At 43.1% G+C, this 14,248-nt stretch carries 10 protein-coding genes; all 10 read left to right on the top strand.

Annotated features, from left to right (window positions below):
• Positions 1-941 (top strand): tyrosine-type recombinase/integrase (locus ACLTD4_RS22180; protein ID WP_412331570.1); only part of this gene is annotated, 941 nt, incomplete at its 5' end.
• A gap of 256 nt (positions 942-1,197) precedes the next feature.
• Positions 1,198-2,016 (top strand): hypothetical protein, encoded by an 819-nt coding sequence (locus ACLTD4_RS22175; protein WP_412331569.1) that lies wholly within the window; start codon positions 1,198-1,200, stop codon positions 2,014-2,016.
• A complete protein-coding gene (gene qatD / locus ACLTD4_RS22170) occupies positions 2,013-2,759 on the top strand; it encodes a Qat anti-phage system TatD family nuclease QatD (RefSeq protein ID WP_048931263.1) in 747 nt (248 codons plus the stop codon). Before ACLTD4_RS22175 ends, qatD begins: the two co-directional genes overlap by 4 nt.
• 595 nt (positions 2,760-3,354) lie before the next feature.
• Positions 3,355-4,779 (top strand): hypothetical protein, encoded by a 1,425-nt coding sequence (locus ACLTD4_RS22165; RefSeq protein ID WP_048931262.1) that lies wholly within the window; start codon positions 3,355-3,357, stop codon positions 4,777-4,779.
• Positions 4,780-5,091: 312 nt separating this feature from the next.
• Positions 5,092-5,319 carry a hypothetical protein gene (locus ACLTD4_RS22160; RefSeq protein WP_055655870.1) on the top strand — a complete coding sequence of 76 codons (228 nt, stop codon included), beginning with the start codon at positions 5,092-5,094 and terminating at the stop codon, positions 5,317-5,319.
• Positions 5,320-6,177: 858 nt separating this feature from the next.
• Positions 6,178-8,442, top strand: a complete 2,265-nt coding sequence (locus ACLTD4_RS22155; protein ID WP_117622759.1) for a beta-galactosidase — start codon at positions 6,178-6,180, stop codon at positions 8,440-8,442.
• Positions 8,443-8,592: 150 nt separating this feature from the next.
• Positions 8,593-10,311 (top strand): extracellular solute-binding protein, encoded by a 1,719-nt coding sequence (locus tag ACLTD4_RS22150; RefSeq protein ID WP_117622758.1) that lies wholly within the window; start codon positions 8,593-8,595, stop codon positions 10,309-10,311.
• Positions 10,312-10,399: 88 nt separating this feature from the next.
• A complete protein-coding gene (locus ACLTD4_RS22145) occupies positions 10,400-11,290 on the top strand; it encodes an ABC transporter permease (RefSeq protein ID WP_055656107.1) in 891 nt (296 codons plus the stop codon).
• 11 nt (positions 11,291-11,301) lie between these two features.
• The gene (locus ACLTD4_RS22140) at positions 11,302-12,186 is read left to right on the top strand and encodes a carbohydrate ABC transporter permease (protein WP_055655875.1); all 885 of its coding nucleotides are present in this window, start codon (positions 11,302-11,304) and stop codon (positions 12,184-12,186) included.
• A gap of 10 nt (positions 12,187-12,196) precedes the next feature.
• Positions 12,197-14,227, top strand: coding sequence for a glycosyl hydrolase 115 family protein (locus ACLTD4_RS22135; RefSeq protein WP_117622757.1), 2,031 nt, complete (start codon positions 12,197-12,199; stop codon positions 14,225-14,227).
• Positions 14,228-14,248: the final 21 nt, after the last annotated feature.

Below are 14,248 nucleotides of genomic sequence, written 5' to 3'. Positions count from 1 at the left end.
GCCAACTCTATGCCAAACAGAACGCACAGAGGGCAAATGTGAAGAAAAGCACAATGAAACAACGGGAACAACTCATGCGGTTATTGAAAGAGGATAAGTTAGGTGCTAGGAGCATTGATACGATAAAACCCTCTGACGCTAAGGAATGGGCGTTACGCATGAAAGACAAAGGCTTTTCCTATAACACCATTAACAACCATAAACGCTCGTTAAAAGCGTCATTCTATATCGCCATACAAGACGATTGTGTAAGGAAAAACCCTTTTGATTTCAAGTTAAGTGAAGTCCTAGAAAATGATACCAAAGAGAAAGTCGCATTGACAGAGGAACAGGAACAAGCCTTACTCTCATTCATCAAGACGGACAATGTGTATCACAAGTATTATGATGATGTGCTGATACTGTTAAAAACAGGACTTCGTATCTCGGAACTGTGCGGACTGACAGTAGCCGATATTGATTTCAAGAATGAAGTTGTGATTATCGACCACCAGTTACTAAAGAGCAAGGAACAAGGCTATTATATTGAAACGCCTAAAACAAAGAGCGGAATAAGGCAAGTGCCATTAAGCAGAGAAACAATACAGGCATTTCAACGGGTTATGAAGAAACGCCCAAAGGCAGAACCATTTGTGATAGACGGACGGAGCAACTTCTTATTTGTCAATCACAAAGGCAAGCCGAAAGTTGCCATTGATTATAATGCCTTATTTGTCCGTATGGTAAAGAAATACAACAAACACCACAAGGACAATCCTTTGCCACATATCACACCGCATACGCTACGACATACGTTCTGCACAAGGTTGGCAAGCAAGAACATGAACCCAAAAGATTTACAGTATATCATGGGGCACTCAAACATCAGTATCACAATGAACTGGTACGCTCATGCGTCCATAGATACTGCAAAATCAGAGGTTCAGCGTCTAATTGCATAAGAAGTATTTACCACGATTTTAACCACGTTTGATAGCGGAAATATAAGAAGATAGACCTAGATATGTGAGGTTTACCACAAAAGTAAAATGCCCGTAGAGCCGATAAAATAAGGCTTTGCGGACATTTAAGAAGATATAAAAAGATAGTCAAAAAGACATATATAATTTAAATATAAATGCTTTACCAGAATCGCTGGTTCCGCAGAAAAAATATGATTTAAGGCAGCAGGATTGTATTTGTTTGTTGTCAGGAGGTATGGACAGTTTAGTGGGAGCAATTGATTTGCATGAAGAAGGAAGAAATCCTTTATTTGTATCTCAAACAGTTAGGGGAGATGCTGAACATCAAAGAGAATATGCCATGCAGTTTGGAATAAATAATTTGTGCCAATGGAGCAATAATATAAAGAAAAAAGGAGAATCGGAAATTTCGACCAGAGCAAGATCAATGGTCTTTTTTGCTTTTGCATTATTGGCATCTTGTGGCATTGATTGCAATGCTCAAGGCAGGAAAGAATTATTCGTACCTGAAAATGGATATATTAGTTTGAATATGCCATTAGATCCACTTAGAACAGGTAGTCTTAGTACAAAAACAACCCATCCTGTATATATGAAAGCAATGCAGGAAATTTGGAATGATGTGGGAATAAATATTGATTTTGTATTACCATACAAATATAAAACAAAAGGTGAAGTTTTGATGGATTGTAAGAATCAGGATTTGATGAAAAAACTTATTTTTGGTTCGACAAGTTGTGGAAAATATCAACGGAAATTACAGCACTGTGGGGTCTGTGTTCCTTGTTTAGTAAGGAGAGCAGCTTTTTTGAAAAATAATTTGTGTGATGTTACAGAAGGCGGGTATTTTAAAGAAAATTTACAATGTTCGTATTCAAAAGATGTAGCAGCTGCAGCATTGGCTGTTGTTCAATTGAAAAAAAATGGCATTGAAAGTCTTGTGAAAGGTATGTTGTCTTTTGCAAAAGGAGAAGAACGAAATTTATATTTAGGTGTTATTGAACGTGGGGTGCTAGAAATAGGAGCATTGTTAAGGGAGCATAGTGTTATATGATAGATTTCCATTGTCATTTGGATTTATACAAGAATCCGTTAGCAGTATTTGATGAAGTCAAGCAAAGAAATGTAAAGGTGTTAGCGGTTACGACAAGTCCGCGCGCCTATCTAAAAACATCCCAGTATTTTAATAATACAGATAATGTGAGAGTTGCGTTAGGATTTCATCCGGAATTAGTGGCAGATAGAAGGAATGAAATTGATCTATTTATGGAACAAATTTCAAAGTCCAGATATATTGGAGAAGTAGGTATAGATGGTACTAGCAGAAATAGGCATTCATATTCTGTACAAAAAACCTTTTTCTATGGTGCATTAAGTGAAGCTGAGAAGCACCATGGAAGAATAATCAGTATACATTCAAGATGTGCAGTTAAAGATGTATTAGAATGTATAGAAAAAACTTTAGATAAGAATGTGCCTATAATGCATTGGTTTACCGGAAATATAAAAGAACTTCAAAAGGCTTTATCGTTAGGTTGTTGGTTTAGTATAAATCCTAAAATGTGTTATTCAAAAGCAGGAAGAGATATAATCATGCAAATGCCATTAAATAAAATATTGCCAGAAACAGATGCACCGTTTACTGAAAAGAATGGAATGTTGTATATGCCATGGGATATGGATGTGATAGAGTTTTTAGCTGTACAATATGGGAGGTCTATAATTGAAATTAAAAAACAGATGGAAAACAATTTATTAGAAGTAATCAATGGTACGACAGCATTAAAAAAAGTCTAAGAAAAATTCTAGTAAAAACAACGATTTTACTATTTAGTCAAGTGCTTACTATACTGTTTTTTGAAAGAGTCTTGGTGTAAGAATATTATGACGATAACAAAGCGGCTTTGGACAAATAATAGTTTTAAAGTCGCTTTAAACAAAAAATATTTTTTGTAATGGGATTGACATGAGGGTGATTGAGATGATGAAATCGGAGACACTCCAAGATATCATAAATCTTTCCTGCAGACTTTTCTTCACACACTCGATATTCCAGAACTATTAGTAGTAACGATGGTTGCAACGATAACATTTTTATGGATATCAAGTCCACAGCAGATGGGGGAGATGAGCCTCATCATAAGTATCACCACCTTAACTAAAGATAGGAATAGCAACATTGACTGTCATCTTACGACTAAATAAACATGGTTTATTACCCGTGATAAGAGTCCGGGTTCAAAGTCCCACTTGTTTGTGCTTGTAAGGATGACGGCACATATAAATATACGGGGCCGAATAAACTTCGCCACTCCTCCTCCCATGCTCTGTAGTGTATTGCTATTCCATAATAACATTTTAAAACTAAAAGAGGAGGGGGACAAGACTTTTCATGACTTGTTCGTGCCTGAGCGAAGCGAAAGGAATGACTAAAAATATGAATAAAATATCTGAGGTAACAAGACAAGATATTATAGATATTATCAGAGAGGGGTTTACAGTAATACTCGATGAAGAAGAATATGATGATAAGTCTGACGAGTATGTTACAGAGCGTACTATAAAAATGCCGTACTATGGACGTCTTGATGAAATTGATTTCCTTTCAAGAGTATACAATCTAAAGGAATTACCATCTCATGATAGTCGTTATAAAAATGCTCTTGATGATATTAGTTGCCATCTTAGATGGGACGATTATGAAGAGGAATGCTGGTTTTTTCAAGATGAGCGATTCAAGCTGCAACAAAAAGATGGAGATGAACCTTTACTGCGATTTATATGTGAGATGGTTCATCCGGCGGTACGGAGAGAAAAATCGCCTTGGAAACAGTATTTAGATAAATTTAATGAGTTGCTTCGAGTAGATGGCTATGAATTATATCCGGCACATCATATTTCTGGTCGTGATATTTATAAAGCTAGAGAATATAGCGTGCCGGATAAACCGTTATTACCAGATAATTTATTTTCAGAGCGATATAAAGACCTTATTGATTATGGCCATGGAGAAGCAGTTGATAATATTAGCAATAATATTGATTATAGGGCTAAAAAGCATATCTGTAGAATTATGCAGAATTTCAGAGAGCCTATACAGTATCAACCCAACCGATATCATAATTGGACAGAAAAAACAGATGCATTAGATGTTGCAATTAACAGACTAAATGAATTTATGGATACTCCTGTCATTGATTTAAAAAGCGCAATGTTCTCTTTATCTTCTGAGGAAGAAATATTTGCAAATTATTTTACACCGTTTATTTTTGATGTAATAGAATTTCAGTATGATGAATTATCTGAAGGTGAAAAATGTGGATTTCAAGAAGAAATTAATGCATCGTTGCAGAAAGACAATGTATCTTTTCGCCTTATCGATAGAGGGCTTATTGAGCAATTGCCAGATCATGAGGTGTTGACTTCAGAACTCATATCAATGACTGAACAAATAAAAGAACCTGGTTTAAGAGAATTGTTTGATATAGCAGTAGAGAAACATATGCAGCCAAGTTCACAATCTCATAAGGATGCGGTTGAAAAAATTTGGGGTGTATTGGAACGCTTGAAAACATATTATACTGGTTTGGATAAGAAGAAATCAGTGGAGAGAATTATTAATGACATGGCGGGCGGACAAGAAGATTTTGTAAAGCTATTTGATACGGAATTTAAGGCACTTACAGATATTGGAAATAGCTTCCGAATTCGTCATCATGAAACGGATCGAACAGATATTACAGACATCCGCTATTACGATTATTTTTTTAACCGTTGCCTGTCTTTAATTGCGCTTGCTATTCAATATTTGGAGTGAAAAATACAGTGTTAAGAATAAAGCTCTTGAGAGACTAAAACTCGAGGGCTTTATTGTTGGCAGTTTTTTTACCAACGATAACATTTCTTTTTAGGCATTTCTTAATATTATTCGTGAATGTATTAGCATATCAAAATTTTGGAATTTGTAGTATAATCTTAGTATTGTTATAGGTGGCTTGAAAAATGTCTATAGAGGCCATGGACAGAAACGGGTGTAATAGTGTTTACGCCAAGGGGAAAACATACCTTTCTGCCATCATTATTATCCCCACAACAAATGTCGAAGTGTGCTGTCGGATGTCACTTGTGGATGAAGAGGGGAAATAGAGAAAAACCACAAGATATAGTGGTTTCGGAGGGAAAAACGGCCGAAATTCGGGCGAAAATGAGGTGTGTTTTTAGGACAGGAAAATGGCTTTTAATAGATATCAGGCGGAAGAGGGGCTGGTTTTGGGGTGTTGGGAAGGGATTTTTAACTGAGTATGGTTGGGGAACGGAGAAAATAGAAGGTAATTTATGGAAACAGGACAGATTTTAACTGGCTGGGTACTGGGGTGATAACCATAAAAATAAAATTTTTGAAGAAGATCAGGTGGAAATATTTCGCTTGGTCTTTTTTTGTTGGTGATTATGTAAAAACATTAATATATGTTGATTGAAGGAGAGTGATTATAAAGGTGATGATATGATAGGGGTTGGTGATAGGTGATTTATTGATTATTGGAGTGATAACTAAAAAATGTGAAAGTTTAGAAAAAGAACAGGTGCAGATATTTTGCTTGGCCCTTTTTTGTGTAGATTGTTAAAGCATATGTCGATACTGGAGTGTAATCATCAATATCAAGCATAGGAAATGGATAAAGAAAGGTAATTAGTAGGTTATCACCCCGATAACCAACCAATTAAATATTGCTAGAAGAAAGGTATAAATTCTCGTTTATCCCGATCTCTCCAAACATAATGATAAATGTTTTTTTCGGTAATATCGTCATACTGGTCAGAGGTGATGGTATCGCCAATAAAAATATGTTCCTGTAATTTGTTGAAAACATCAAAGAGCGCACCGTGCGAAAAGTCGCCGTTATGTTTAGTAGAAAATCGTATTCCCAGCACCGTAAGATCAGCCAGGTGTGATAGAAAGGGTGCATCAAAGGATCAAGAGAAAGGAAATTTTGCTCTTAGGGCCTTTCTTTTGAGGTGTATACAGAAGAAAAAGATAAAACAGACAGATACAGAATGGGATGAATGTTTTTAAAAAGAGTAATTTTGTTTAACGGATTAAAAAAATGCAGACAAAATCACCCGTTTTAAAAGCTGATGTCTGTGTTAATTCATCCGAAACAATTCTATACTTAATAATTAGAGATTTACTAAAATAATCGGAAAAGGAGAAATTATGTATTATCTGAATTTAAGCGAAAGTAAAAAGAAAGACATTTATCCACTGGGTGAGAATTTTTCAGGGAAGTCTCCAGCTGGGGAATCTGTCGATTTTACTAATTATTACCTGCGCAAAAACGGGAGACCGATGTTTGGGATTAGCGGTGAATTCCATTTTTCCAGATGCAGGGAAGAGTGCTGGGAGGATGAGCTGGAGAAGATGAGGCTATGCGGAATTAATATCATAGCTACGTACACGTTCTGGAACCATCACGAAGAAAAGGAAGGCGAGTTCTGTTTTGAGGGCAGAAGGAATTTGAGAAGATTTGTAACGCTCTGCCAGGAAAAGGGATTTTATGTTATAGTCCGAATCGGTCCCTTTGTGCACGGAGAGGTGCGAAATGGCGGTCTGCCGGACTGGCTCTATGGAAAACCTTTTGAAGTCCGTGAGAATAATGAGGGATTTTTAAGCTGCACAAGGCGTCTGTACCGGAAGCTGGCGGAGCAGTTGTCCGGGCTTTTCTATCAGGAGGGCGGCCCCGTCATAGGCGTCCAGATTGATAACGAATACCAGCATTCGGCGGCTCCCTGGGAGATGACCGCAGGCGTGACCAATGAATGGATTTCACCCGGACACAGCGGAGAGGATTATATGTACCGGCTCCGCGATATAGCCAGAGAAGAGGGGATCGTGGCTCCGTTTTACACGTGTACCGCCTGGGGCGGGGCGGTGACACCAGAGGAGATGATGCCGCTGTGGGGAGGATACTCCTACCGTCCGTGGATATATCCTGTATATCAAGGCGAACATCCGGCGACAGATGAATATATTTATGCGGATTACCATAATAACGATTTAAGAGAATGCGGAGAGTTTAAACCCCATTATTCTCCGGAAAACAGACCGTATGCCTGCTGTGAAATGGGAGGCGGGATGCTCAGTACCTACTACTGCCGTTTTCAGTTTGCATATAAGAGCGTTGATGCCATGGCGAATATCAAGATGGCATCGGGGTGTAATTTTCTGGGCTATTATGTGTTCAGGGGCGGTACAAATCCGAAAGGAAATGGTCCTGAATTTTTAAATGAGGGACAGGCGCCAAAGCTTTCTTACGACTATCAGGCAGCGGTCGGAGAGTTTGGACAGTTGAGGGAGTCCTATAAGAGGCTGAAGCCTCTGCACAGCTTTGCAAACGAATTCTCAAAGGAGCTGTGTGCGACGTCTACGTATCTTCCGGAAGGGGCAAGGAAGATAAGCCCATTGGATCAGAAAACACTTCGCTATGCGGTCAGGATGAAGGACGACAGGGGCTTTTTGTTTATCAATAATTTTCAGGACCATGCGCAGACCCGGCTCAAAAAGGATGAGACAATTGTCCTTGAGTTGTCCGGCGAGACAATTGAGGTGGGACCCGTATCACTGGCTCCCGATGAAAACTGCATTCTTCCATTCAATATGGACTTAAATGGAATTCTGCTGAAATATGCGCTGGCCCAGCCGGTGACCAGATGGACTGAAGGTGGAACAGTTTGCTATCTGTTTATGGTACCGGATGGAATGGAAGAGGGGTTTGTCTTTGAGGAGGGGACGGTGGTGACGGAAAGCAATCATGGATACGGCAGAGTGTATTCCGTTGCCAGGGAGGACAAATGCTGCAGCATTTATACCATTCCACGGAATAAAATGGGGGACTTATACCAGTTGGAGAGAGGCGGCAGAAGAATATTTGTCATGACGGACGCGGCTGTACTAGGTGACAAGGACGAAATACGGCTGGAAACGATGGAAGAGGAGACTCTGGTTTCTGTGTATCCCTGCGATGCGTTTAAGGAGAGCAGCCAGGTGATACGCAGGAAAACGGATAAGGGTATGTGGGGAATTTATCAGATTTCGGTAGAGAAGAAGGAAATTGACGTATCGGTAAAGCAGACCGGCCCATCAAGATATGTGATCAACATTCCAACTGATAACATGAAAGGGTTAAAAGAAGGACTTTTACAGATTCAGTACGAAGGAGACATCGGTCAGGCGTTTATCGATGGTGAGATGATTCATGACAATTTTAATAATGGAGCCATATGGGAACTGGGGCTGAAAAATTTTGTGGACCGTTTGGAAAAACAGCCGCTTACCATCTACATTACACCTCTTAAAAAGGGCGCGAGAGTTAATGCACAATCTGCAATGGCAGCCCGGACAGAGGAAGTGGATGAAACGGTAGCAAGCCTGATCAGTGCAGCCGTAAGACCAGTGTATGAGGTGAAACTACTCTATGCTTAGAGAAAATTTGTTATACAGAGGTGGAAAATTGTTGGATGCGCGTGCAGAGGGAAAAACAAAAGACTACCTTTCTAAAACATTACGCGGTTCCTGTTTTATCATAAAACCATTATAATCAGAGTAAAGAAAAACAAACCAGGAGGGAAAAAAGTGAGAAAAAAATTAATTTGTATGGCATTGACAACGGCGGCGCTTTCCGCAGCTATTTTGGCAGGCTGCGGAAAACAGGGGGAGAAGACAGAAAATACTGCGCCATCCGGTACGGTTCAGTCAGACAATTTGCCGGTAAATGAGAATGGGGAGCCAGATCCACTTGGAATCTATCAGGAACCGGTTAAGCTGAAGATCGCCCAGGTGGTAAATCCATCGGATACATTTCCGGAGGGACAGTCGGCTACTAAAAACGCATTTTTTGACTACTTCAAAGAAAACCTGAATATTGATGTTGAGGTGCTGTGGCAGTCGGGGAGCGGAGAGGATTATAACGAAAAACTGAATCTGGCGATCTCCAGCGGTGAGCTGCCGGATATCATCTCGGTAAACGCGGCACAGCTGGAAATGCTGATCAAGGCCGAAATGATCGAGGATCTGACTCCGTATTATGAGAAATATGCAGGCGAGACCATGAAAAATGCCATTAATTCCACGGGGGGAAAGTCGCTTGAGGCGGTTACATATGACGATAAAATCATGGCGCTTCCTAATGTAAAGTCGTTTAAGGATGGGTATGATCTTCTCTGGATTCGCCAGGATTGGCTGGACAAGCTAAATCTTGAGGCACCGAAGAATATAGAAGAGCTGCGCAGTGTGGCGAAGGCGTTTATCGAAAATAACATGGGCGGCGCCAATACCGTAGGCCTTTTAGGGCCGTCCTCCAGCAATCTGTTGTACGCAAATTTTCAGCAGTCCAGCGGAACCATGTGCGGTCTCGACGGTATTTTCCAGGGGTGCGGCGCGCTTCCGGGATATTGGGTGAAGGACAATGAGGGAGAGGTGGTTTACGGCTCCCTGACACCAGAGACGAAAGAGGCATTGTCTGTTCTGGCCGAAATGTACCGGGAGGGAACTTTGGATCAGGAACTCGGTATGAGAAAGGATGCGGATGAAGCCTGGAAATCAGGCCAGGCGGGAATGTTCTTCGGTCCGTGGTGGGTAGGCTATAACCTGGCAGATGCGCTGGCCGTTGATCCGGGGGCAGAGTGGCTGGCATACCCATATCCGCTGACAGATGAGGGGAGATGGGCGCCTCACATGCCCAATCCTTCCGATAGCTTTTATGTGGTGCGCAAAGGTTATGAGCATCCGGAAATTATTTTTATGATCAACAATCAGCTTCTGGTTCCTGAAGTGGGCAATAAATTAGACGGAATGGGAATCTTAAGCGGTTATATTCCGGGCCGTCTCGTGATCAATACGGCGAAGCCTGCGGAAAGTGATGCTCAGATTCTCTTCAAATATTTAGAGACAGGCACCGTTCCGGAATACGATGTGTCAGAACATACGAAAATGGAGATTGATATCAACACTGTAAAAGATTTTAAGCTGGAGCCGTATGACGATTTGGGTATTGAGACATGGAATGTGAGCAAAGATGGCAATTTTGGCCGGATTTACTCCACGCTAGTGGGGGTCGGAGCCATTGACAAGGGATACGAAATCGGGTGTGATGAAGGCTATAGCCTGCTCTATGGCCAGACGGAGAGTATGCAGAAAAAATGGTCGAATTTAAAGAAAATCGAGGATGAAACGTTCCTGAAAATCATCCTGGGGACCATCCCGGTGGATGAATTCGATACATTTGCAGAAGAATGGCATGCCCAGGGAGGCACGGAGATTACCGGGGAAGTTGCTGAGGCTGTGAACAAATAGAACATAGGGTGACAGACAGGAAAAGGGGAGAATGTATCTTCCCTTTTCCCGTAACAGGCTGAGACTGTCGAAATGGAAGGAGTATCGAATGAAAAGAAAACAGAAACAGATCCATTACTGGATTATGGTCATACCGGCGTTACTGTGGCTGGTACTGATTAATATTGTCCCTATGGGAGGCATTGTTATGGCATTCCAGGATTTTAATCCGGGAAAGGGCATTTTCCATTCTCCCTGGGTAGGACTTGAGAATTTTCAGTATATGATGCAGTTAAAGGATGTAAAAACAATTCTGGGTAATACATTTATCATTGCTGTATTTAAAATTATTGGCAATCTGGTGGTTCCGGTGGCATTTGCACTTCTGCTCAATGAAATTAACCATGCGCTGTTTAAAAGGACGGCTCAGACGCTGGTATATATCCCGCATTTCTTATCCTGGGTAGCCTTAAGCGGGATGCTCCTGGAGATATTTGGCCACAGCGGTCCCATCAATTCGATTCTGATGGGGCTGGGATTTGACCGCCTCTCTTTCTTCCAGAACGGCGGCCTGTTCCGAGGACTGATTATCGGAAGCGATATCTGGAAGGAATTTGGCTTCAAAACGGTGGTCTACTTAGCGGCCTTGACCGGCGTGAGCCCCAGCCTTTACGAGGCGGCAGCTATTGATGGGGCAAACCGGTGGGACAGAATGCGTCACATTACGCTTCCGAGTATTAAGGGTACAATCATCCTGATGATGGTGCTTTCCCTGGGCAACATCTTAAATGCAGGTTTTGACCAGATCTATAATCTTTATAATCCGGCTGTCTACTCTGCGGCGGATATCATCGATACGTGGGTATACCGGGCCGGCCTTGTGGACATGCAGTTTTCACTGGCCTCTGCGGTGGGCCTCCTAAAATCGGTGGTGGGCTTTACTGCAATTTCCGTATCGTACCTGATTGCAAACAAAGTAGCCGATTACAAGATTTTCTAAAGGAGATTACCATGATTGAAAGAAAAACAGCAGCATCGAAAGTGTTTTACCTATTGATTATCTGCATCGTAGTTCTGTTTTCCCTCTCCTGTCTGCTGCCGCTTATCTATACCTTGTCGCTGTCCTTCAGCAGCAAGGAGGCGGTGGCCGCCGGACTGGTGGGATTTTGGCCGGTGGGCTTTACGACGGTCAACTATAAGGAGATTATGAAAGACGTTCAGTTTTTCCGCTCATTTATCACGGCGGTCACCCGTGTGGTACTGGCTACGGCGATTTCATTGGGAGTTATGATTCCGGCATCCTATGCGCTGGCAAAACCGAAGAAAGAGTTTGCACCGCGCAATATCATCATGTGGATCTGTATTTTCTGCATGATGTTTTCCGGCGGCCTGATTCCGTGGTATATGACCATGAAAAATTACGGCCTGATCAACAGTGTGTTCGGTCTGGCGGTCTGCGGCGGCCTTCCGATTTACAACATGATCCTCATGATTAATTTTTTTGAGTCCATATCAAAGGAACTTGAGGAAGCGGCCATTGTAGATGGAGCCGGCCCGTGGCGTATTCTGTTTTCTATCGTGCTGCCGATTTCCAAGCCCATTCTGGCCACAATTGCATTGTTTACCATCGTCAGTCACTGGAATGAATTTTTCCAGGGCTATGTGCTCTCCACGAAGATTGATTATTATCCGCTGCAGTCGTATATCAAGCAGATGGTGGTACAGATCGACTATAGCTCTATTACAGAGGATCAGCTGGCAAATCTGGCGAACCTTTCCAACACGGCGTTGAACTCGGCCAAGATATTTGTTTCCATGCTGCCCATTCTGGCCATCTATCCATTTCTGCAGAAATACTTTGTGTCCGGCATCATGCTGGGGGGTGTGAAGGAATAGGAGGAGAAAAATGAAGGACTTTTTATTAACTGGAAATGTGCGGATTTTTGGCGAGATGGAAAGCCGCCCGGTCTATCGGGCTGCCGAACGGTTTTATCGGGATGTCAAAAAGACGCTTGAGGCGGGAACCGCCGGGGTGAGCAGGATTTACATTGACTGCAGCCACTGTATGGAGGAGGAAGCCTGGGAAATTCGGGTGAGTGAGTCCGATATCCAGATCCATACTTCCTCAGACTTAGGCCTGGTCTACGCGTTCCACTATCTGAGTGAGAAATATTTGGGAATCCGGCCATTCTGGTTCTGGCTGGATCAGAAGATCGGGATGAGAAAAACGGTTTCCATTCCTGCGGGAACGTATCGTTCGAAGCGGGCAGCCGTGTCATATCGCGGCTGGTTTATTAACGATGAAACCTTTCTGGGACGGTGGAATCCGGGTGATGACGAAGCGTATGCCTGGGAAATGGCTTTCGAGGCGCTGCTGCGCTGCGGCGGAAATATGGTGATTCCGGGAGGTCTGGAAAACTTCGATAAGTATTGTACCCTGGCTTCGGATATGGGACTGAAGCTGACACACCACCATGTGGAACCGTTGGGGGCAGAGATGTTCTCATCAGCATATCCCGATCTGCAGCCGTCGTACCGTATGTATCCGGAACTGTATGAAGCATTATGGCAGAGGGCCATTGAGAAAAGAAAAGGCCAGCAGGCGGTCTGGGCCGTCGGTTTCCGGGGGCAGGGGGACTGTCCGTATTGGGAGAGCGATGGAGAGAGCGCCGAAAAGAGCGAGGAAGAGAAAGGCCGTTTCCTAAGCGGCGTTATAAAGAAGCAGTATGACATGATCCGGAAGGAGATTCCGGAGGCCGTGATCTGCACGAACCTGTATGGAGAGATGATGGAGCTGTACCGGGAAGGTGTTCTAAGCCTGCCGGATGATGTCATAAGGGTATGGGGAGACAATGGATACGGGAAAATGGTGACAAGGAGGAGGGGAAACCATAACCCCAGGACAGAAGCGCTTCCTGTGAACGAGAGGGAGGCAGAGGGAAGACACGGCCTGTATTACCATATCTCCTTTTATGATCTTCAGGCTGCCAGTCATACTACGATGCCGCCCTTTGAACCGGAATACTACCGGGATGAACTTCTAAAATCGTATAAGCGGGGACTGTCGGACTACTGGATTATTAACTGCTCCAATATCCGTCCCCACGCTCCATTACTGACCTTACTGGCGAAGCTGTGGCAGGATCCGGCCTGCAGAACAGAGGATTTTTACGAGGAGTTTGCCGGGCAGTATTATGGGGAAAACGCTGCTGCGGCTGCCGGGCTGTACCGACGTTATGCGGCTGCTGCGATCCGTTTTGGAGACCAGGAGGATGAGACCGCAGGAGAACAGTTCTATACCCACAGTGTAAAGATTCTGGCACGTCAGTGGATGGCCGACGCAGAGAAGGCCGCAGAGCATTTTCAGTGGGTAATTCCGGCAAAGACTCTCCATGAACAGATTTGCTGGCTGGATGAAAGACTTGCGGGAAAGGCTTACGGGTATGAGAAGTATCTGGAGGATTGCGAAAGGGAAGCGCCGGAACTGTCTGATACCCTGACGCTGCAGGTGTGGCTGCATTATCTGGGCTGCCTCGGCGTCACACATTTCTGCAGAGCCTGGAGACTGCGGGAGGAGAATCATGGTCTGGAGGCATTTTATGAGTGCGGCCTGGCGGCTGAGGCATTCGCGGAGGCGGATCAGAAGCTGCGGGAGGCTGAGAGGGGAATCTGGAAGAATTTTTATCAGTATGAATGCTTTGCTGATTATAAATTTACGGCTCATATATTGAAACGGTTAATGGGGCGTATTCGCGATGAGGGAGAGGGGCCGGACTATTACCGGTGGCAGATGTGGCTCTATAATCAGGAGACTGGAAAAGGGGAAATCATAACGAATCTGGATAATCACATGACCGAGGCAGAATTTTTCCTGCGTTTGAAGAAATTGCACCATAAGGAGGAAAAGGCCGGGCTTATCGTCTGGAACCGGGTGTAGATGGCGGTGGTTTGCGGGTAT

It is taken from the genome of Hungatella sp. (assembly GCF_046966825.1).
This window is presented reverse-complemented; position numbering and strand designations above follow the sequence as displayed.